We start from the raw sequence: 20,243 nt of genomic DNA, 5'->3' as shown, positions 1-20,243 counted from the left end.
TCAAGGTTTGGCGGGTCCGACTATGCCCCGCGCAGCAGGTCAACGGCCAAGCGTGCCGCCTTGCCAATGGATGCGTCGATGCCTGGTTGCGTATCGGAAAGCGTCGTGGCCCGTGTGAAGACCGCGACGGCGTAGCGACGGCCGTCGGGGTACGTGACCACGCCGACCTCGTTGCGTATGGCAGGAAGGGTTCCCGTCTTGCCTGCCACCACCACGCCGTCATCGAAACCCGTCGCCATCCGGTGCCGCCAAATTTGTTGCTCCATCATGGAGCGCACACGCTCGCACGTCTCAGGAGAGCCTGCTGAGTTGGTCCAGATGGCGTCAAGCAGTGAAACGATGTCCCGGGGAGTGGAAGAGGGTGTCCGTGCAGGATCCATGATTCCGAGCGCCCAGACCTGCTCTGGAGCAGCCGCAGCCAGCATGGCTTCCATGTCGGTGGTCGCAGCGCTTGGATCAAGGCCGAGGTCGGCCGCCATCTGATGATCCATATCCTCGCCGCAGCCGATGATTCGTGTCCTCTGTAAGCCCAGATCGTCAAGGACGGCGTCCACTGCGGCCTGGCCTATGCGATGGAAAATGACGTCAGTGGCGGCGTTGTCGCTCATGGTCATCATGAATTTTGCAAGGTCCCGCCAACTCATTTCGACGTCGTCCGCGCAGCCTGCTGTTCCCAGGCCTCCCACCCGGTACCGGGAGGTCACTGTGGTCCTATCGCTTTCCTTCAACCGGCCCGCGGAAACTTCCCGCGAATAGGCGACGGCAAAGGGCACCTTGAAAACGGAGGCCAGGACAACAGCCTCGTCAGGATTCAGGGACACCTCGCGGCCACCGACGACTCCCACCTCGCGGGCATGCACGTAGCCCGTAGCACCCACCGCCGCGAAGATTTCGGCGAGTTCCTCAGATCCCATGCTCATGGGCTGACGCGACGATCTGCACGGCCTGTGTGGACGAACAAGGCCCGGCCCTGGCCATCGTCACCAACGAAGGCATGCGGCAGATGCATTCCGAATTGCTTTTGCGCGGGCAACAACGTATCCCCGTCCATGGCCACCAGCTCGATCTTCTCGGGCCTGTCGCCGACCTCGGCGTAGACTCCCATGGGAGTCCGCTCCAGCCAGATCCGGCCCTCGGCATCCTGGCTCACCACCACGCTGGCAACACGCGAGGAGTACTCGCCCACGTACCGAGAAGCATCCACGGGCGGGGGTGAGCCGGCCGGGACGGGAAGCTGCGGCAACGTGATGCCGGCGAACTCGCCGAGCGCATGTTTTGCTATCTCGGTGAAGACAGCAAGCGGATTTCCACCATTGCAGAAGAGAGCAATGGAGACATCCTTTTCGGGGCATATCCGCAGGAAAGCCGTTTGGCCGATAGTGCCGCCGTCGTGACCGACTACCGTGCCGCCGTCGTAATCGAAGAGCGAGAAGCCCAGGCCCCAGGACTCACCCATCCAGCCCAGGTCCGGGAGCTTCACCTGCGGTTCCAGCATGGCCGCCGCCGACTTGGCGCTGAGAATCTGCTGGCCCGCGGGACCGCGCCCTGCATCCATGTGCATTTGCGCGAACTTGAGAAGGTCTCGGGGCCGCATGTTGAGCATCGAGCCTACAGGGGCGGTTGAGCGGCTCAGTGCCCAGATGGGGCTGGGTTCGGGTTCTCCGCCATCCTCGTTCAGAATGTGCCCCACCGCGGTGCGGTAGAGGATCGCCTCGTATGGCCCGTTGGCCGCGTGGGTCAGTTGCAGTGGTGTGAACAGGTATTCCCGCATGCATTCGTCATAGGACTTGCCCCGCAACACTTCCACTATCCGTCCCAGGACGACGTATCCGGCATTGTTGTAGGAGAACATCTCTCCCGGGGCGAACAGCTGGGGAACGTCCGCGAAGAGGTCCACCAGCTTGGCGATGGCGTCGTCTCCCTGGCCGGTGTCGGTGAAAATATCCCCCTCGAAGCCAGCGGTGTGGCTCAGTAACTGGCGAGTGGTAATGGAGGCCGCGGCGGACTCGTCCATGAGGCGGAACTCCGGCAGATACCTCCGAACCGGGACATCCAGGTCCAAGGTGCCTTCGTCCACCAACTGCATGATCAGGGTGGCAGTCCACAGCTTGGTGATTGAACCCACCTGGAACAGGGAGTCAACGGTAGCCTCGACGCCGGTGTTCTTGCTGAGGATGCCTGCCGCGGCGTCGACCACTTCACCCCTGACGGAAACAGCTACTGCGGCACCGGGCACCTGATGCTCGGCCAGCAGGGATGGGAGACGGCCTTCCAGCCACGTGCGGAGTTCATTCATGTTCGTCATGCGGCAATGCTACGGCGCCCGCAGCGGAGCGATTTTGTCGATCACGACGACGTCCTTCCAACGCTGTGGTCCATTACGACAAGGCCGTCCGATGCGGCGGAGCGGACAATCTCAGTCATTCTTCCGGGCATTGTCCGATTCGACCATGCCGGGCTCCATGAGTGATTGGAACGGACAAAGCATTGAGAAGGGTGTGAGCCAGATAATAGATGACGCCGGTCTCGTGGAGGTCCAGTGTGGTCTCCCAAGAAGCAGGAGTAGAACTTTGAGCATTGCAACACGTTTCGTCGCGGATGCAGTCACGGATGCATCGGAAAGCCCGTGGGCCGGCTTTGTAGCGCGAAGAATTGGCCGTCTGGTGGTCTCCCTCTGGGTGCTGGTCACGGCGTCCTTCCTCATGATCCACCTCATCCCGGGCGACCCGGTCAGGGCCGCACTGGGCAACTCCGCTCCGGGTGCCCTGATCGAGGCGCGCCGCGAGGCCCTGGGCCTCAACGATCCCCTCTGGCTTCAATACCTCCATTACCTCCAAGGCCTGGTGGGCGGGAACCTCGGAACGTCCATGACTTCGGACCTGCCGGTGGCGCAGGTCATCGGGGACCGCCTTCCTGCCACCTTCGAGCTGGCCGGACTCGCGTTCCTGCTCGCAGTCCTGATCTCCGTGCCGGTGGGCGCGCTGATGGGCGTCCTCACCCGAGGCGGTCGTCGGCGCCGAACCGAACTTGCCTTCACTTCCACCTCCATTGTTGTGGCCGCCATTCCGGAGTTCCTCCTTGCGGTTGGCTTGGTGTACTTCTTCGCCGTGCAACTGGGATGGTTTCCCGTGGCGGGTCGTTCCGACGCGGGCTCGTATGTCCTTCCCGTGGTGTCCATGGCCCTTGGCTCAGCTGCCATACTGTCGCGCATTGTTCGGGTGGAGATGCTTTCAGTACTCGGCGCGGACTACGTCCGGACCGCCCGCGCCAAACGTCTTCCCAACTGGATGATCTATTTCCGGCACGCCCTGCCAAACGCGCTGACCGCCACCCTGACCATCGGTGGACTGATGCTGAGCGCCATGGTTGCAGGCACGGTCCTCGTGGAAAATGTCTTCGCCTGGCCCGGGCTGGGAAGCACCATCGTCTCCTCCATCCTGGCCAAGGACTACCCGGTAGTGCAGGGCGTCGTGCTGGTGTACGGGCTGGGAGTGCTTCTGGTGAACCTCTTGGTGGACATCGCACTGGGCATGCTCGATCCCCGTTCAACGATTAAAGAGAGCTGAATATGAGCACTTCAAAGACGGCTGCCACAGCAGGGATGGCGGCACGATGGCTGGCGGCGCTGAAGACACCCGTCGGGGCTGTGTCTGCCGCCATGCTCCTTTCAGTCCTTACCTTGGCCGTTCTGGCACCCATCCTGTGGTCAGGACAGGCCGAGGAGATCAACACACGCGCCATTCTCCAAGGACCTTCGCCCGAACATCCGGTTGGTACAGACAGCCTGGGACGCGACCTCTTCTTCCGGCTGCTGGTGGCTACCGGCCTTTCGGTCAAACTGGCCCTTGCAGCCACCGGCATCGGTGTTTGCGTGGGCTTGGTGCTTGGTGCTGTCCCTTCTCTCCTGAGCCGGAGGATTGGCAGGCTGGTCACCGCTTTCGTGAATATCGCAGTGGCATTTCCGGGGCTGCTGCTGGCCATGTTCTTCGCGGTCATCTTCGGAGTCGGCCAGACCGGCGCTGTGCTGGCCATAGGCTTTGCCACCGCCCCATCCTTTGCCCGGTTGACCCAGACCCTGATTGCCACGCAGTCGGAACGGGACTTCATCGCCGCGGCGAAACTGGCCGGTGTTGGCCGGGTGCAGCGATTGATCCGCCATATCCTTCCCAACATCGCCGAACCGTTGGTGGTTACCGCCACGATTGGGGCGGGCAGTTCGCTGTTGGCCTTCGCCGGACTGTCCTTCCTGGGACTGGGCGTCCAACCACCTGCGTATGACTGGGGTCGGCTCCTGAACGAGGGTCTCAACGATATTTACCTTCACCCCATGGCGGCGCTGGCACCTGGCCTTGCAGTTGTCATTGCGGGGCTGGCCTTCAACCTCTTCGGTGAAGCCGTTGCCAAGACCTTGGGCGCACCCACACCCTTCGCCGGCAAGGGCGCAGCACCTCAGCGGGTGCGGCCAACCGCCGTCGAGTCCTCCGCCGACGTCGAACCTTCCACCAGCAGCCGCGAAAGCAGCGCCGTGCTGACCGTCAGCGACCTTTTTGTGAGCTTCCCTGGACCTGCCGGACCCATCACTCCCGTCCGCGGTGTCAGTTTCAGCCTGGCTCAGGGGGAAGCCGTAGGCGTGGTGGGGGAGTCCGGCTCCGGCAAGACCCAGACCGCCCTTGCCCTTGCCCAACTGGTGGAGTACCCGGGAAGCGTCACGGCATCACGCCTGGAGTTCCTCGGCCAGGACCAACTGTCCAGCCCCTCGCCGGCCAAGCGTCAGCTGTTGGGCACGTCCTTCGCAATGGTGTTCCAGGACCCCATGAAATCTTTCAACCCCACCATGCGGATCGGCACCCAGCTCGCTGAAGTGGCGCAGCGGCACCAAGGAATGAACCGTCGGCAAGCACTCGCCCGCGCAGCTGACCGGTTGCGGGCAGTCCGGGTCCCTGCCGCGGAACGGCGCCTCCGGCAATATCCCCATGAATTCTCCGGCGGCATGCGGCAAAGGGCCATGATCGGAATGGGAATCATGGGAAACCCGGCACTGATTGTGGCTGACGAGCCCACCACCGCGTTGGACGTGACAGTCCAGCAACAAGTACTTCGGCTGTTGTCGACCATCAAGGAAGAGAACAACGTGGCGATCCTCCTGATCAGCCATGACCTCACGTTGGTGGGCCAGGTTTGCGAGCGCGTCCTGGTCATGTACGCCGGGCGGATCGTGGAGGACCTGCCGGCAACCGATTTGGCTGAAAGGTCACTGCACCCCTACACTCAGGCCCTCCTGGCCGCCGTCCCCGACATGGAAACGGATCGCAACCAGCCCCTGGCGGTGGTCCCGGGACGCCCCGCAGACCCCTCCAATGTTCCCGCAGGCTGCGCGTTCGCGTCCCGCTGCCCGAAGGCGGACGACCACTGCACCCGCGAGGATCCGCAGCTCGTCCAGCAGGAGGACGGGCATCGGGTGGCGTGCTGGCACCCGTCGCGTGGGACGGGCCAGCGCGTCTCGGTGGAACTCAAACTACCCGCTGCGGCACTGCAAGGAGAGGCATCATGAGCGAACTTCGCTTTGAGCAGGTATCAGTACGATTCGGTGGCCGCCGCGGGATGACGGCAGTGGATGGCGTTGACCTCACAGTGCCCAAGGGACAAGTGGTGGGCTTGGTGGGCGAGTCGGGGTCCGGCAAGTCCACGCTGGCCAGGGCTGCGGCAAGCCTCACCCCCTTGTCCGCTGGCCAGATACTTTTCAATGGCCGGCCCCTCCGGCCCAAAAGGGGCGAGCACAGACCTTTGCAGATGGTGTTCCAAGACCCGCACTCGTCACTGAATCCGCGAATGAGCATCGGTGACTCCATAGCGGAAGGCATCCCACGCGCCGGCAGGGGAGACGCCGCAAGCCGACGCGCAGAGGTAGAACGGTTGCTCGGTTTGGTGGGCCTGGATCCCCAGCGTGCCTCCAGCTACCCCGGGCAGATGTCCGGGGGCCAGCTTCAGCGCGTGGCCCTGGCCAGGGCCTTGGCTGGGCAGCCGGAGGTCATCATCGCCGACGAGATCACCTCTGCGTTGGACGTTTCTGTCCAAGGAACAGTCCTGAACCTGGTGAGGGACCTGCAACGGGAACTGAACTTGTCCATGCTGTTTATTTCGCACAATCTGGCGGTGGTCCGATACGTGGCCGATGCCATCGCTGTGATGTATCTGGGCAGGATCGTCGAACAAGGTCCCGCCGAGCAGATCCTTTCGAATCCCCAGCATCCGTACACCAAGGCTTTGTTGGCTGCAGTGCCCGGAAACGGCAGCACCGGCCTGAGTCCTGGGATGTCCGACCCGGCGGTGCAGGCTGTCAGCGACGCCGAGCCGGCGGACCCGCATCATCCACCCACCGGATGCCGGTACCATCTGCGCTGCCCCATAGGGCCACTGGTGCTCCCGGGCCGAGACGTCTGCCGGGAAGCCGATCCTGAGCCGGAGGGCCACAGCCACGCAGCTGCATGCCACTTCGCTGATGGATCGCTGATGGCTGGGAAGGCGGGACTGCTGTGACCCGGAGGCTTTGCGTTGACGATCTGCTGGATCTTGCGGTTCCTGAACAGCCGGCACTCTCTCCGGACGGTGGGCGTGTTGCCTACGTACTGCGGACCCTCGATGCCGTTTCCGACAGCACTCAACGCAACATCTGGTTGGTGGATGCCGCGGGAAACCCCTCGCGCCAACTCACGTTCGGGAACGCCGATACAGCACCGGCGTGGTCGCCCGATGGGGCGTCGCTTTCCTTTCTGCGGGAGTCGGAGGGACACGTCCAGCTCTACATCATGACTCCCGGGGACCACCGTTTCAGAGGCCTGGGCAGCCTGCCGCTGGGAGTCGGTAAACCGACGTGGAGTCCTGACGGGACGAAGCTTGCCTTCGCTGCCTTTGTCCCTGGTCGTAACACGGGATCGGACGCGCCAGTTGTGGCGGACGGCAGGGTTTATCAGTCCGACGGACTGGGCCTGCTGGGAACCTTGACGCGCCAGATCCACGTCCTTGACGTGGCCTCCGGGAAAACCGTCCAGCTCACCCATGGCGACTGGCACGCCCGCGATCCGGAGTGGTCGCCGGACGGGGGCCATGTGGCGTTTGCTGCCGGCCCCGCGGCCGACAATGATGCCAGCCTGGTTGCCCCCGTGCACGTCCTGGCTGTGGACGTTCCGGATGCACAGCCCGTTCTTGTGGGCCCGGACGACCACGTGGTAAGCGGCGTCGAATGGAGCGCGGAAGGAGACGCCCTTTTTGTGGTGTCTAGCCGACCGGTGGGCCACGCAGCCGTGATCCGGCTTCCCTTGGATGGCAGCCCCGCAGGAAATCTCACCGCTTCGCTGGACCGCAATGTGATGGGTGGGGCTCCTGCCTATCCCGGGGCAGCGCCCCGAGTGATAAATGCCGGCCGGTCAGTGCTCTTCTGCATCCGGGACCTTGGGTGCACGCACCTTTACGAGGTTGACGTCGACGGCGGCGAGCCTCGCCCGGTGCTGCGGGGTGACGGCCTGGTGGTCTCGGAGCTGTCCGTTGCCGGCAACACTGTCGTGACCGTCCTGAAGACACCTGACTCCTTTGGCGAAATTGCGAGCGTGGACCTTTCAGACGGCGCTGTCCGGGTATGGACCCGTCACGGATCGAACTTCGCGGAGACGGAATTCTTCCCGCGATTGGAACGCTGGTTTCCCATCTCCGATGGGACAGTGGTGCAGGGTTGGATCATCCGCGACCCGGAAAGTGAGGGGCCGCAGCCCCTTCTGCTGGACATTCACGGTGGCCCCCACAACGCTTGGAACAGCGCTGCCGACGACGTGAACCTTTACCACCAGGAGCTGGTGGCACGAGGCTGGACTGTGCTGTTGCTCAATGTCCGGGGCAGCGACGGCTATGGTGCGGACTTCTACAGGGCGGCTCTGGGCAAATGGGGCATTGCGGACGCACAGGATTTCCTTGAGCCCCTGGACGTGCTGGTGGCCGAAGGAGTGGCGGACCCGGACCGTCTGGCCGTGACCGGGTACAGCTACGGGGGATACATGACCTGCTACTTGACCAGCCGCGACCAGAGATTCGCGGCTGCGGTGGCCGGCGGGGTTGTCAGCGATCTGCGGAGCCTTGCCGGAACGTCGGACAGCGGGCAGTTCCTCAGCGACCGCGAGCTTGGCGGGCCGGCGTGGACGGATGCTCCGGGCTACGAGGCGATGTCCCCGCTTTCCGCGGTGGAACGTGTGACGACACCAACGCTCATTTTCCATGGCGCGGACGATGTGCGGTGTCCCGTTGGCCAGGCGGAGCAATGGCATGCGGCCCTTTGCGAGCTGGGCGTCGTGAGCCGTCTGGTTCTTTATCCAGGCGGATCCCACCTTTTCACGGACGTTGGCCGTCCATCGCACCGTATTGACTTCAACCGACGCATTGTGGAGTGGGTGGAGAAGTACGCCAACGGTGTGGATTCGGAGCGGGAGCCGATGCCTGCCCGTTCCGGTGCGGGAGTGGACCTGAATGAATGACGTCCGTCCCCGCGCCAGCTTGGGCCGAGTCCTCGACGACTTGGGGGCCACGCTCCTGGAGTTGGTGGAGGGAGACCTTGGCAGGGCTGAGGAAATCGGCGGCATAGCCATCCATGACCCCATGGATGAGCCGCTTCTGCCTGCTCATGCACTGGTGCTGGGCATTGGTCTTCAGGACGCGGATTACGTGGCGTCGTTGTTGCTGAGGCTTGGCAGGCAGGGGGCGGTGGGGCTGGTGGTCCGTGCGCCCTTCGCGGCCGACCTTCGGGTGGCTGCCGCCGTGCGTGAGTCCGGGGTTGCCTTGCTGGGCCTGACTCCGGGCGCTGGTTGGGCGCAGCTTGCGGCGATGTTGCGTTCGGTCCTTGCCGGCGACCTTGGAGGTTTGGGCGCCGAATCAACCAGTGGCCCGCCTTCCGGTGACCTGTTCTCTTTAGCGAACGCCGTGGCAGCACTGCTTGATGCCCCCGTGACCATTGAGGACCGCAGTTCGCGAGTGCTCGCATTCTCCGGTCGGCAAGACGAAGCCGATGCCACCAGGGTGGAGACGATCCTGGGACGCCAGGTTCCGGAAGCCATTTCGCGGGTGTTCGTGGAGCGGGGTGTCTTCCGCGAGCTGTACCGTTCCACGGACCCCGTCTACGTCGATTCTTTGCCGACGTCGCTGGATGCGGCGTCCCTTCCCCGTGTGGCTGTGGCCGTGCGCGCCGGCGATGAAGTGCTTGGCTCCATCTGGGTAGCCGTCCGCGGCCCGCTCAACGAGGAACGGAAACAGTCATTATGCGACGCCGCGAAATTGGTGGCACTGCATTTATTGCGGCTTCATGCCGGTGCCGATGTTGAGCGGAGGATGCGGGCTGACCTGCTGAGCAGTGCCCTGGCGGGCGGACGGGGCGCTCCGGAAGCCCTGGACAGACTGGGGTTGGGAGACCAGCCGATCGTTGTGCTGGCGTTGGCCATGCTGCAGAAAGTGGACCGGGTGCCGCCGAGGGAAGGTGACGCAGGCCTTGCCTTGGAGCGGCAGAGAATCAGTGACAGCTTCGCCATGCACCTGGGCGCCGTTCAGCCACGGTGCGCAGTAGCACTGTTGGGTGACACTGCCTACGCGCTGTTTCCTGTTTCGCAAGGAGACAATCAGGGCGAGGATCGCGCTGCCGCAGTCGGGGCCGACTTCCTGAGGCGCCTGGGTGACCGCATCAACGCGGTGATCGGCGTCGGGCCGGTTGCCCATGGTGCCGCGGAATTGGCTGCTGCCCGTTCCAGCGCGGACCGTGTCCTGCGGGTGTTGCGCAGCGGCAACGCCAACGGCCAACGCGTCGCCCGGCTGGCCGATGTCCATGTGGAAGCACTGATCCTGGAACTCTGTGACCTCGCTGCATCACGTGGAGAGCAGCCCACAGGCCAGATCGCGCGTCTTTACGCTTACGACGAGAAACACAATGCCAACCTGGTGGACACCCTTCGCGCATGGCTGGATGCTTTCGGGGATGTCGCAGCCGCCTCAGCCGCGGTCTATATCCACCCGAACACTTTCCGGTACCGGCTTCGCCGCCTTGCCCTGGTGGGCGGGCTTGACCTTGACGATCCCAAGACACGTTTTGCCGCCATGCTGCAACTCTGCATCCTGGCCTCACGTTCCGCTTGACCCCTGTCAAACGGAACGTGTTTGGCCCTGAACCCCGCCCAGTACCAGTGGATAGGAAGCCACCCATGAAAATCTCCCGCGCCACCATTACCCTGATCGACCTTCCCTTGGTGGAACCCTTCGTGGTCGCCTACGCCTCTTACCCGTCGATGCCCAGCGTGGTCCTTGCCCTGGAGACCGACGACGGCCTGGTTGGGTACGGTGAAAGCGTGCCTGACGGACACATCACCGGCGAGACGCCGACCGGTGTGGTCGAAGCCCTCACAACGGAACTTCTGCCCGCTGTCATGGGCATGGATCCGAGGGATATCACCGCCATCCACCAGCGCCTGAATGCGGCCCTCAAGGGTTGTGGCGCGGCTAAAGCAGCGGTGGACATTGCCTGTTGGGACCTTGCCGGCAAGGCGGCGGAGCGTCCGATCCATGCCTTGCTCGGTGGACGGCGGCCCCAGCAGCCAACCATCGCACGGGTTATGAGCATCCTGGCCCCGGAAGTCCTCGCGGAGCAGGCGGTGCAAGCCAGGAAGGAGGGCTACCGCCACCTCAAGATGAAGCTCGGTGGTGCTGACGGGCTGGACATTGAGCGTGTACGAGCCGTCCGGGCAGCCATTGGGCTGGACCTTGGCATCCGGGTCGACGCCAACCAAGGCTGGGCGGACCCGGCCACGGCACGCACCATGATCCGGGCCTTGGAACCGTTCGATGTCGATTGGGTGGAACAACCGATCCTGGCCGATGACATCGACGGCTTCCGCTTGGTGCGCCAGGCCACCGGTATGAGGCTGATGGCTGATGAAGCCGTGGTGGATGCCCAGGATCTTGCCCACTTCGTCCGGGACCGCTCCGTGGACATGGTGAATCTCAAGCTCATGAAGAGCGGTGGCATCACGCCGTGTCATCGTTTGGCAACGCAGGCGGAGCTCGGGGGACTCAAGGTTCAGATCGGTTCGATGCTGGAGACCAGCATCGCTTCTTCCGCGGGTTTCCATCTGGCGCTGAGCCATCCCAACATCGTTTCCACAGAGCTGTCGGGACCGTTGAGGTTCGCCAAGGAACCCGGAGACCTGAAGTACGTGATCCCGGATGTCCACATCACTGAGAAGCCGGGCCTTGGCGTGGACGTGGACCTTGACGTGCTTGCAGAACTCACGGTGAGCGAGCGTGAGGTTTCACGGTAACCATCGAGCGGACGACGGCGGGTGGCTGGGTTGTGGGGCTACGACCGGAGGTAGGCCAGGACTGCCAGGACGCGTCGGTGTCCCCGGTCCATGGTGGAGAGTTGGAGCTTCTGGAAAATATTGCCGATGTGCTTGCTGACCGCGGTCTCCGTCACCACCAGGCGCGCCCCTATTGAGAGGTTGTCCAGGCCTTCGGCCATCAGGCCAAGGACTTCGCGTTCCCGCGGAGTGAGGGTGCTGATGGGGTCACTGGCTCCGCGACGGCTCATGAGCTGGGAGATCACTTCCGGGTCCATGACCGTGGCGCCACCAGCCACCCGGCGGAGGGTGTCCGTGAACTCAGCCACCTTGCCCACCCGCTCCTTCAGCAGGTAACCGAGGCCGGCAGCGCCCTCGGACAGCAGCTCGCCGGCATAGCGGTCCTCCACATAAGCGGAGAGGACCAGAACCGGGAACCCGGGCCGCCGCCGTCGGGCTTCACGGGCTGCCTGCAGCCCTTCATTTGTGAAGGTCGGTGGCATCCGCACGTCCAGGACGGCAGCATCGGCGTCGTCCAGGACGGCGAGGAAGTCATCGGCGTTATCGACCGCCGCGATGACATCGAAACCCTCGCTCTTGAGAAGGAGCGACAGTCCTTCCCGGAGGAGGGCGTCATCCTCTGCTATTACCACCCGCATGGCAGCTCCACTCTGACAGTTGTAGGTCCACCGGCCGGGCTATCGAACTCCACGACCCCTTCGAAAGCCGCCGTCCTGCGGCGAATCCCGGCAAGGCCGCCGCCGGGCCGTTCAAATGCTCCGCCGCGACCGTTGTCCTCGACTGAGATGAGCAGTTTATCGGTGGAGCCGGAGGAACCTTGCCCGCGGCTCACCGCGACGGTCACCTCAGTGGCAGCGCTGTACTTGTTGGCGTTCGTCAAAGCCTCGGCAATGATGAAGTAGCTGGCCGATTCCAGTGCTGCGGGTACCCGGTGCAGTTCGGTAAGCGTCAGCAGGCAAGGGATGGCCGACCTTCCCGTGAGGGCGGAGAGCGCTCCCTCAAGCCCGAGCTCGTCCAGGATCGGGGGGTGGATGTCGTGGACGGCCGTTCGGAGTCCGGCCAGTGCTTCAGTGGCTGCCTGCTGCGCCCTGCGCACGTGGGGCAGCGCATCTTCGGGGTTCTTTTCGAGGGTCCGCTCGGCCAACCCCAGCATCATGACCACGCCCACCAGGCGGTTCTGTGCGCCGTCGTGAAGATCGCGTTCGATTCTCCTGAGTTCCGCCGCATGAGCGTCCAGGGCAGCGGCGCGGCTGGCGGTCAGCGCGGTGACCCTTTCCACCAGTGACGACTTGGAAGGGAGGGCCAGGATGCGCGCCTGAATCCAGGTGAGACCCATGGCCGCCGCCGGGATCAGCCACCAGGAGACGGCGGCATACCCCACGCCCACCAACACCATCCAGGCCGCGCCGTCCCAGGACGTCACCGGGTAGAGGCTGGAGACAGGCTGATCCGGGGGCAGGAGGTACCAGTAGCTGGGGATGAGAAGCGAGTTCAGGGCCGAGAGGGGCAGCCCGATGCACAGCAGGGTAATGATCGGAACCAGGAGTCCATGGGCCACCAACCAGAGGGAATCGCGGCCGGTGGTGCGGGAAAAGACCAATCGGAGCCGCTCTTCGAAGGAGGGGTTCTTGGGGATTGGGATGTACTCGGCAGCCAACGGAACTCCCGAGTAGCGGGCGACCCGTAGGCGTGCCTTGGTTGTCCACCACCGCAGGACGGCCACGGCCCGTGGCGCAATGAGCCACCCCCCGCTGAACAGAAGGAGCGGGGTAAGCACTGCACCCACCATGAACAGGCCCATGGAGATGATGCTGGCCAGCAGTTCAAGGGCCAGATACGCAAGGGCGCGCCACCATCGCCGGAGTCGTGTTGTGATCATCCATTCAGTCTGCCTGAGCAATGCCCATGCCGTCGGTATAGCCAGGTCCACCTTCGAGGGGGCGGCCAGCACCATCAGGAAGACGGTGGTCCGCACCATCGTGCGCTTTTCCGGCGATCCGTAGCGTCGAAGGTATGAACAGCGACGCGACATCCACAGCGATCCGGCCGGTGAAGACAGCCCCGGAAACCGGAACCATTCTTACCGGTCGGCGCCCGCCGGCACAGGGTATATCAAGCTCCAGGGACGCGAGCATAGACGTCATTCGGAGCCTTTGCCTGGTGGTTGTGGTTGCGCTCCATGCCTTGATGGTAGGTGTCAGCCTGGGACCGCATGGCCCTGTCCTGGAGAATGCGCTTGACGGCAACACCGTGTTTGCGGCCTTCACATGGTTTGTGCAAATCATGCCGCTCTTCTTCATAGCCGGAGGCTTCAGCTCGATCTCGCAATGGCGGGCAATGTCAGCCCGTGGCGCCACCGCTGCCGACTACGTCAGGGGCCGCCTGGTGCGGCTCCTTGTCCCGGCTGTGGTCCTTGTGGGGTTGGTCGGCGCAGGTCTGGTGCTGTTGACCCTGGTGGGCGTTCCCGCCGATATTGTGTCGACCGCCGGCTACCGGATCAGTCAGCCCCTGTGGTTCCTAGCCGTTTACCTCGGAAGCTCCGCACTGGTTCCTTTGCTTGCCCAGATTCATGATCGGGCAAAAGTCCGCACCATGGTGGGCCTCCTGCTGGCCATCGCCGCCGTCGACGGCCTGCGGATTCTGTCGGGGCAGGCTGCCTTCGGGTACGCCAACCTCCTCTTCGTGTGGCTCTTCATCCAGCAGCTTGGTTTCTGGCTTGCGGACGGTTCCATTCATCGCCTGACACCGACCGTGCGGAAGTGGACTGCCGGATGCTCGCTGGCGGTTTTGTTGGTGCTGACGTGGCTGGGCGTGTACTCGGGGGACATGCTGGCCAACCTCAACCCACCGACGGGAGCGTTGGTCCTCCTGGCGGTGGCGCAACTGATGATCTTCTCGATGTGCCAGGCGCCCATCCGGAGGTGGGCCGCGAATCCTTCCGTCATGGCCCTGGTCAGTGCGGTCGGTTCCCGGGCGATGACCGTCTACCTCTGGCATATGCCCGTCCTGGTGGGGTTGGCGGGCCTGCTCCTCATCTCGCCGTTGCCCCTGCCGGTTCCGGGCACGGCAGAGTGGTGGCTGAGCAGGCCCGCTTGGTTGGCAGCCGCACTGTGTGTCCTTGTCCCGACCGCCGGATTCTTCGGGCGCTTTGAACGCATCAACAAGACCGCCGGAGGGCCGCTGGCCACCAGCCGCCGGGCCACTGTCAGCACCCTGCTGGGAGTCTCGGGAGTCGTCGTCCTCCTCATCGAAGGAATCACCCCGGGTGCCGCAGCCATCAGCGTCCTGCTCTTCAGCACAGCACTCATCGGTCAGGCGAGCTTGGGAAGGCTCAGGCGTTACCACTAGCTGCACCCCGCCCCCGGTCCAAGAAACTCTCTGGAAAAGGAACATTATGAACAAGACCAAGACCAAGGCCTCGGCCATTGCTGCAATATTGCTCACCGTGCCTCTTGTGGCCGGCTGCGCGCCAACAACTGTGCCGGCAGATTCGGGCGGGTCTCTCTCCCGGTTCCACGATCAACAACTTCAGTGGGCGGCCTGTGCTGACGAGGCGCTCGCGGCCTCGGGGACTGAGTGTGCCATGGTCACCGTTCCCCTTGATTATGCCGATCCGGGTGGGAAGACAATCTCCGTAGCCATCTCCCGTATTGTCTCCATGGATCCGGCCCAACGGCGCGGAATCCTGCAGACCAACCCCGGCGGACCCGGCGGGCGGGGGCTGGGCCTGCCCGCCATACTTCGATCCGGTATGACCGATGAGGTGGCCAAGGCCTACGACGTCATCGGCATGGACACCCGCGGGCTGGGGAAGAGCACACCCGTGGACTGCGGTGTCCCCCAGATGACCTGGATGCGGTCAGCCGGTGCCGATCGAAGTGGGTTCGACGAGAACGTCGCCCGGGCAAAGGAAGCGGCCGACCGCTGTTGGGAAAAGTACCCTGACGTCCTCCCGCACATCAACACGCAGAACATCGCCCGGGACGTTGACGTGATCCGGACTGTTCTGGGCGAAGCGAAGACCTCGTTCCTGGGTTGGTCCTATGGCACGTACCTCGGCGCTGCGTACAGCCAGATGTTCCCGGACAGAATCGACCGCCTGGTCCTGGACAGCGCACCCGATCCCGCCAAGTACGGCATCACCATGTTCAAGGACATGGCCGCAGCCAACGAGAACGCGATTGACGATTTCTCAGAATGGGCCGCCGGCCGAAACACTGAATACTCCCTGGGCTCCACTGCCGGTGAAGTCCGTCAGGGAATCGAAAAACTCATCAGTGACGCAGCTCTACGGCCCATACAGGTGGGCAACTACACCTTGGACGATCATGTCCTGCCCTTCCTGATGTACGTCAATGGTGTCAGCGACCTTGAAGAGGACAACCAGACCTTCGCGCAGGTCCTTGTGCAACTGCGCGAGCTGGCCCAGGGCAAGAACGTAGAACTGCACCCCATGCTGGCAGGCTTGGTCCAAGCGTGGTTTGACACGGAGCTGGGCACCGGAGCCGACTATTCCGCCACCCTCGCCATCGTGTGCGGAGACTCCACTATGCCCACTGACCCGGAATGGTACTGGGACGAAATTCAACGGCAGCGGGTGGATCAGCCGATCTTTGCCCCCGTCCATCACACCATTACTCCGTGTTCCTTCTGGCGGGATGCTCCCCCCACCCCGCTGACCATCGACAACACCATTCCTGCCCTGCAGATCCAGGCAGTGGGCGACACCCGGACCACGTATGAAGAAGGGCTGGGCATGCATCGGGCCATGAAGGGCTCACGCCTCCTGACGGTTCCGGGCCGAAATCACGCCCTCTTCCCGACGTATGGCAACGAATGCGCCAATGCCGCCGTGAACCAATACCTCCTCGACGGCAAGCTTCCAGTGAAGGACGTGGTCTGCGGCAAGTAGGACGCACCGGGCCTCCAGGCTCAGGTAGGCTTGCGGTCGTGATGACCGGATCGGGCTTCTGCCCTGCACGGATCGGCTACCCGGCCGACCTCTGACGCGCTCGCGTGCCCCGCCTTGTGGATCGATGACCCAGCAACCCATCGAAACGAACCCACATCCAAGGAGTTATCCATGCCAGCGCTTTTCAACCACACCATCATCGCGTCCCTCGACCGCACGGTTTCCGCCGAGTTCTACCGATCAATCCTTGAAGCCGGCCAAGCTCCCAGCTGGGGGCCGTTCACCAACCTCTCCCTGGCCGGCGGGGTGATGCTGCAGTTCGCTGAGCCACCGGTTGAGATCCAGATGCAGCACTACGCATTCCTGGTGGACGACGCGCACTTTGACCGCGCCTATCAGCGTTTGGTGAGTGCCGGCGTCGAACATTGGGCGGATCCGCAGATGACCCGGCCCGGCGAGACGAACACCGAGCATGGTGGCCGAGGGGTCTATTTCAAAGACCCCTCGGGCCACGCGCTTGAACTCATCACACGGCCGTACTTCTAAAACAACAACGGGGTGAAAAAAACTTTTTCAATCCGCACCCATCCATCCCTGCCGGTCCTCCGAATAGCTGGTGAGGCACAAACCGCCGGTGACGCGAAAGCAACACCGGGCAGCCCGTGCCCCGTACCCCATGGACCCAACGCCCTGGTTCCAAAAATAAGGAGAATGACATGTTGTCCACAAAGCGCCCCGCCCTCGCCTTCGTTGGCCTCACTGCAGCCGCCCTTCTCGGACTCACGGCCTGTGGTGGTTCAAGCACCTCCAGTACCCCTGCTTCCTCGTCAGCAGCACCGGAAACTTCCATGGCGGCACCGTCGCCGTCGGCTTCCGCCATGAGCAGCGCCGCCATGGATCCGGCCGCTAACCTTGTAGGCCCCGGCTGCGCCGGTTACGCCGCACAGGTTCCGGACGGTGCCGGTTCGGTCACGGGCATGGCCCAGGACCCGGTAGCCGTAGCTGCTTCCAACAACCCGTTGCTCAAGACCCTGACCGCCGCTGTTTCAGGTCAGCTGAACCCCAAGGTGGACCTCGTTTCCACCTTGAACGGCAGCGAATTCACGGTGTTCGCACCGGTTGATGATGCCTTCGCCAAGATCGACCCGGCGACGATCGAAACGCTCAAGACGGACGATGCCCTGCTGAGCAAGATCCTCACCTACCACGTAGTCCCCGGCCAGCTGACCCCGGACCAGATCGTCGGCACCCACAAGACTGTCCAGGGTGGCGAAGTGACGGTTGCCGGCACCAAGGATGCCCTCACGGTTGACGGAGCTTCCAACGTGATCTGCGGCGGCGTGAAGACCGCCAACGCCACGGTGTACCTGATCGATTCAGTGCTGATGCCCAAATAGGCCATAGGCCATAGCAGTACAAACAACGAAGCAGGCGCCGGGATCCGGCGCCTGCTTTGATGTGCAATGGGCTAGCGGTTCAAGTCACTGTCCACATAGGAACCGGGCCGATCATGGGCGGAGCCGCACGGGCAGCCGTCCACCTCAATCCGGACTGTCAGGGGCTTGGATGAGTCCAGGGTGAGGGTTACGTCCTCGCTGGCTTGGTTGCTGAGACGGAGTGTGCCAGGGGCAGAGGTTTTGGGCATGGCGGACCTTCCTGATGTGTGAATGGGTGTCAGCTGCGAGTCGTGCTACTTGTCGCGGGACTCCGGGGTGGGATTCCCGACCACGGGAATGCTCCCGGTAGCTGTTCCTCCGGGACAGTCGGAGTCCGGGCATTTCTCGGCGCAGTCGTGCCTGGTGACGAGGTCGAATTGAACACCGCGATGCTGTTCCACTCCGGTGCGGATTGCCCGCTCCACAACGGATGTGGCCAGGCGGCGCCGCAGTGACAGGGGATCGCGGCGCAAGTCCTTGACGAGGGCGAAACAGAGCAACAACATGACCACGATGAACGGCAGCGCCGCTACGATGGTGACCCGTTGCAGCCCTGACAGGGCTTCGGATGGTTCGTCACCGCCGGCGAGCAGCATGACGGCGGCCACGGCGCCGGTGAGGCTTCCCCAGAAGATCACCACTCCACGGCGCGGGTGTTCGGCGCCATTGGAGCTGAGGGATCCCATCACGATCGACGCCGCATCGGCGCCGGTCACGAAGAAAATCGCCACCAGGACCATGGCCAGAACGATGACGGCTCCAGTGAGCCATCCCGGCATGCCCAGGTTCTTGACCAGGTCGAACAGTGCACCATCGAAGTTGATGGAGGGGGCGCCGTTGACCATGGTCACAAGCCCTGGAGTGCCGGCCTTGTCGGCTTCCTGCTGGACATGGAACGCGGCCCCGCCGAAGATTCCGAACCAGATGACGCTGACGATGCTGGGCACCAGCAGTACGCCGGTGACGAACTGGCGGATGGTTCGTCCGCGGCTGATCCGGGCAATGAACATCCCCACGAAGGGCGTCCAGGAAATCCACCAGGCCCAGTAGAAGATGGTCCAGCTGGTCATCCAACTGCGCAGTGCGTCGTCTCCCACCGCTTCTGTCCGGGACGACATCTCGGCCAGGTCCCGGGCGTAGTCACCCACTGCAGAGGGGATCAGGTTGAGGATGAACAGGGTGGGCCCGGCCACGAAGACGATGAGGGCCAGAACCACGGCCAGGACCATGTTGATGTTGGAGAGCCACTGGATGCCGCGGCTGATGCCCGACACGGCCGAGGCCACGAAGCAGAAGGTCAGGATCGCGACGATCACCACGAGCACCGGAGTGCCCACCTCACCCAGCCAGCCGTTGGAGGTCATGCCGCTGCCGATCTGGAGAGCGCCCAGGCCCAGGGAAGCGGCTGTACCGAACAGCGTGGCGAAGATGGCAAGGATGTTGATGAACTTCCCCAGCGGGCCTTCAACCATTCGAATGCCGAACAGCGACGTGAAGGCCGCAGAGACCAGCTGCTTACGGCCCAGGCGGTAGGTGCCATAGGCCATGGCGATGCCGACTACGGCGTACATGGCCCAGGGATGCAGGGTCCAGTGGAAGATCGATGTGGCCATGGCCGTCTGGATGGCTGCCGGTGTGCGGCCATCCACTGTGCCCGGCGGCGGTGAGATGTAGTGGTACAACGGTTCGGCAACACCATAGAACATGAGGCCGATGCCCATGCCCGCGGCGAACATCATGGCTACCCAGGAGATGGTACGGAACTCGGGCTTCTCGCCGTCCTTGCCCAATGGGATGTTGCCAAACTTGCCGAGGGCAAGCCACAGGACGAAGACCACGAACAATGAGGCGAGGACCATGAACAGCCAGCCGGTGTACTCCATGACCCAGTTCAGGGCGCCCTTGGAGGTTTCAGAAAGACTGTCCCTTCCGACGAAGCCCCAGACCACGAAGGCGACGGCGATGGCGCCCGTGATCCCGAAGGTGACTTTGTCGAGGGTAAGTTTGCGGTTCCGGCGGGCCGAAACGGCCTGCTCGGTCTTGGCGTGGCGCAACTCTTCGATGATCTGTTCGTATTCTTCAGCATCGGGAAGGGGCTCGACGCCGCCGTCCTCAGCGTCGAGGACTGCCGGGTTGGTTTCATCGGGGGAGACGCTGATGCTTTCGTCAGGGCGCTCCGCGTGGGCGTTGTGGGTTGCTGCTGGAGTTGCTGCCGGGTGGTCGTCGGCAGGTAACTCCTCAGGGGTTGTGGGTTTTGTGTCGCTGTTTATAGCCATGAGCGGGTCCTTTGCTCGGCGTGTCATGGGCTGGCGTTTACATATGGGCCGGGGCGTGATTCCTGGCGGGCCGGGGTTGAACACTGGGCTCGTCGAGCTTGAGGAGCGTTCCGCAGGAATCAACAACATCCGCACTAAGCAACAGAGTGCGCTCCGTCACACCCAAAGTCAAGACTTGTATCCACATTAAGGGCCAATTGATATATCAGTTGCTCCCGACCGAATATGTTGCGTATCATGG

At 63.4% G+C, this 20,243-nt stretch carries 17 protein-coding genes; 11 read left to right on the top strand and 6 right to left on the bottom strand.

The genetic code is table 11. The features are described from left to right. Window positions 1-20: 20 nt before the first annotated feature. Both FQP90_RS15160 and FQP90_RS15155 read right to left on the bottom strand, forming a co-directional pair. Complete coding sequence (locus tag FQP90_RS15160; RefSeq protein WP_144651900.1) at window positions 21-920, bottom strand: serine hydrolase; 900 nt, start codon at window positions 918-920, stop codon at window positions 21-23. Beyond that, complete coding sequence (locus FQP90_RS15155; protein ID WP_144651898.1) at window positions 917-2,305, bottom strand: serine hydrolase domain-containing protein; 1,389 nt, start codon at window positions 2,303-2,305, stop codon at window positions 917-919. The genes FQP90_RS15160 and FQP90_RS15155 overlap by 4 nt, the downstream gene beginning before the upstream one ends. A 265-nt stretch (window positions 2,306-2,570) precedes the next feature. Here FQP90_RS15155 and FQP90_RS15150 point away from each other — a divergent pair, with 265 nt between their 5' ends. The 6 genes from FQP90_RS15150 (at window position 2,571) to FQP90_RS15125 (ending at window position 11,339) form a co-directional block, all read left to right on the top strand. Next, window positions 2,571-3,566, top strand: coding sequence for an ABC transporter permease (locus tag FQP90_RS15150; protein ID WP_208760021.1), 996 nt, complete (start codon window positions 2,571-2,573; stop codon window positions 3,564-3,566). Between the two features lie 2 nt (window positions 3,567-3,568). Next, on the top strand, window positions 3,569-5,551 hold the full coding sequence (locus FQP90_RS15145) for a dipeptide/oligopeptide/nickel ABC transporter permease/ATP-binding protein (RefSeq protein ID WP_208760020.1): 1,983 nt from the start codon (window positions 3,569-3,571) through the stop codon (window positions 5,549-5,551). After that, window positions 5,548-6,537 (top strand): ABC transporter ATP-binding protein, encoded by a 990-nt coding sequence (locus FQP90_RS15140; RefSeq protein ID WP_144651894.1) that lies wholly within the window; start codon window positions 5,548-5,550, stop codon window positions 6,535-6,537. The genes FQP90_RS15145 and FQP90_RS15140 overlap by 4 nt, the downstream gene beginning before the upstream one ends. Continuing rightward, window positions 6,534-8,519: a S9 family peptidase gene (locus tag FQP90_RS15135; protein WP_144651892.1), complete on the top strand. Its 1,986-nt coding sequence runs from the start codon at window positions 6,534-6,536 to the stop codon at window positions 8,517-8,519. Before FQP90_RS15140 ends, FQP90_RS15135 begins: the two co-directional genes overlap by 4 nt. Further along, on the top strand, window positions 8,512-10,161 hold the full coding sequence (locus tag FQP90_RS15130) for a PucR family transcriptional regulator (protein WP_144651890.1): 1,650 nt from the start codon (window positions 8,512-8,514) through the stop codon (window positions 10,159-10,161). Before FQP90_RS15135 ends, FQP90_RS15130 begins: the two co-directional genes overlap by 8 nt. Window positions 10,162-10,226: 65 nt before the next feature. Next, on the top strand, window positions 10,227-11,339 hold the full coding sequence (locus FQP90_RS15125; protein ID WP_144651888.1) for a mandelate racemase/muconate lactonizing enzyme family protein: 1,113 nt from the start codon (window positions 10,227-10,229) through the stop codon (window positions 11,337-11,339). A 38-nt stretch (window positions 11,340-11,377) separates the two neighbouring features. Here the strand turns inward: FQP90_RS15125 and FQP90_RS15120 are convergent, their stop codons facing one another. Together FQP90_RS15120 and FQP90_RS15115 are read right to left on the bottom strand one after the other, a co-directional pair. Next, a complete protein-coding gene (locus FQP90_RS15120) occupies window positions 11,378-12,016 on the bottom strand; it encodes a response regulator transcription factor (protein WP_144651886.1) in 639 nt (212 codons plus the stop codon). Continuing rightward, on the bottom strand, window positions 12,004-13,257 hold the full coding sequence (locus FQP90_RS15115; RefSeq protein WP_144651884.1) for a sensor histidine kinase: 1,254 nt from the start codon (window positions 13,255-13,257) through the stop codon (window positions 12,004-12,006). Before FQP90_RS15115 ends, FQP90_RS15120 begins: the two co-directional genes overlap by 13 nt. On the opposite strand from FQP90_RS15115, the gene FQP90_RS23790 reads away from it, so the two are divergent. The 5 genes from FQP90_RS23790 to FQP90_RS15095 all read left to right on the top strand — a co-directional run bounded on the left by FQP90_RS23790 (window position 13,250) and on the right by FQP90_RS15095 (window position 17,687). After that, window positions 13,250-13,381 carry a hypothetical protein gene (locus tag FQP90_RS23790; protein WP_280115986.1) on the top strand — a complete coding sequence of 44 codons (132 nt, stop codon included), beginning with the start codon at window positions 13,250-13,252 and terminating at the stop codon, window positions 13,379-13,381. The two genes, FQP90_RS15115 and FQP90_RS23790, sit on opposite strands and share 8 nt — an antisense overlap. Window positions 13,382-13,391: 10 nt before the next feature. Beyond that, on the top strand, window positions 13,392-14,726 hold the full coding sequence (locus tag FQP90_RS15110; protein WP_144651882.1) for an acyltransferase family protein: 1,335 nt from the start codon (window positions 13,392-13,394) through the stop codon (window positions 14,724-14,726). Between the two features lie 46 nt (window positions 14,727-14,772). Beyond that, entirely contained in the window at window positions 14,773-16,290 is a 1,518-nt protein-coding gene (locus tag FQP90_RS15105) for an alpha/beta fold hydrolase (protein ID WP_144651880.1), read from the top strand. Window positions 16,291-16,461: 171 nt separating this feature from the next. Beyond that, window positions 16,462-16,836: a VOC family protein gene (locus FQP90_RS15100; protein WP_144651878.1), complete on the top strand. Its 375-nt coding sequence runs from the start codon at window positions 16,462-16,464 to the stop codon at window positions 16,834-16,836. Window positions 16,837-17,006: 170 nt separating this feature from the next. Then, the gene (locus FQP90_RS15095; protein ID WP_144651876.1) at window positions 17,007-17,687 is read left to right on the top strand and encodes a fasciclin domain-containing protein; all 681 of its coding nucleotides are present in this window, start codon (window positions 17,007-17,009) and stop codon (window positions 17,685-17,687) included. Between the two features lie 71 nt (window positions 17,688-17,758). On the opposite strand, the gene FQP90_RS23340 is transcribed toward FQP90_RS15095, so the two are convergent. Together FQP90_RS23340 and FQP90_RS15090 are read right to left on the bottom strand one after the other, a co-directional pair. After that, a complete protein-coding gene (locus tag FQP90_RS23340; RefSeq protein ID WP_167510501.1) occupies window positions 17,759-17,935 on the bottom strand; it encodes a hypothetical protein in 177 nt (58 codons plus the stop codon). 45 nt (window positions 17,936-17,980) lie between these two features. Continuing rightward, on the bottom strand, window positions 17,981-20,002 hold the full coding sequence (locus tag FQP90_RS15090; protein ID WP_244296794.1) for a BCCT family transporter: 2,022 nt from the start codon (window positions 20,000-20,002) through the stop codon (window positions 17,981-17,983). Window positions 20,003-20,243 lie beyond the last annotated feature (241 nt).

Origin of the sequence: Paenarthrobacter nitroguajacolicus (genome assembly GCF_007786235.1) — a bacterium.
GTDB classification, from domain to species: Bacteria; Actinomycetota; Actinomycetes; order Actinomycetales; family Micrococcaceae; genus Arthrobacter; species Arthrobacter nitroguajacolicus_A.
Note: the sequence above shows the minus strand (reverse complement) of the source record. Positions and strands in the feature narration are given on the sequence as shown.

Excerpts from the sequence above, each read along its gene's own strand:
- FQP90_RS15160 (WP_144651900.1), bottom strand. The coding sequence starts at position 920 with ATGAGCATGGGATCTGAGGAACTCGCCGAAATCTTCGCGGCGGTGGGT.
- FQP90_RS15155 (WP_144651898.1), bottom strand. The coding sequence starts at position 2,305 with ATGACGAACATGAATGAACTCCGCACGTGGCTGGAAGGCCGTCTCCCA.
- FQP90_RS15145 (WP_208760020.1), top strand. The coding sequence starts at position 3,569 with ATGAGCACTTCAAAGACGGCTGCCACAGCAGGGATGGCGGCACGATGG.
- FQP90_RS15140 (WP_144651894.1), top strand. The coding sequence starts at position 5,548 with ATGAGCGAACTTCGCTTTGAGCAGGTATCAGTACGATTCGGTGGCCGC.
- FQP90_RS15130 (WP_144651890.1), top strand. The coding sequence starts at position 8,512 with ATGAATGACGTCCGTCCCCGCGCCAGCTTGGGCCGAGTCCTCGACGAC.
- FQP90_RS15125 (WP_144651888.1), top strand. The coding sequence starts at position 10,227 with ATGAAAATCTCCCGCGCCACCATTACCCTGATCGACCTTCCCTTGGTG.
- FQP90_RS15120 (WP_144651886.1), bottom strand. The coding sequence starts at position 12,016 with ATGCGGGTGGTAATAGCAGAGGATGACGCCCTCCTCCGGGAAGGACTG.
- FQP90_RS15115 (WP_144651884.1), bottom strand. The coding sequence starts at position 13,257 with ATGATCACAACACGACTCCGGCGATGGTGGCGCGCCCTTGCGTATCTG.
- FQP90_RS15110 (WP_144651882.1), top strand. The coding sequence starts at position 13,392 with ATGAACAGCGACGCGACATCCACAGCGATCCGGCCGGTGAAGACAGCC.
- FQP90_RS15105 (WP_144651880.1), top strand. The coding sequence starts at position 14,773 with ATGAACAAGACCAAGACCAAGGCCTCGGCCATTGCTGCAATATTGCTC.
- FQP90_RS15100 (WP_144651878.1), top strand. The coding sequence starts at position 16,462 with ATGCCAGCGCTTTTCAACCACACCATCATCGCGTCCCTCGACCGCACG.
- FQP90_RS15095 (WP_144651876.1), top strand. The coding sequence starts at position 17,007 with ATGTTGTCCACAAAGCGCCCCGCCCTCGCCTTCGTTGGCCTCACTGCA.
- FQP90_RS23340 (WP_167510501.1), bottom strand. The coding sequence starts at position 17,935 with ATGCCCAAAACCTCTGCCCCTGGCACACTCCGTCTCAGCAACCAAGCC.
- FQP90_RS15090 (WP_244296794.1), bottom strand. The coding sequence starts at position 20,002 with ATGGCTATAAACAGCGACACAAAACCCACAACCCCTGAGGAGTTACCT.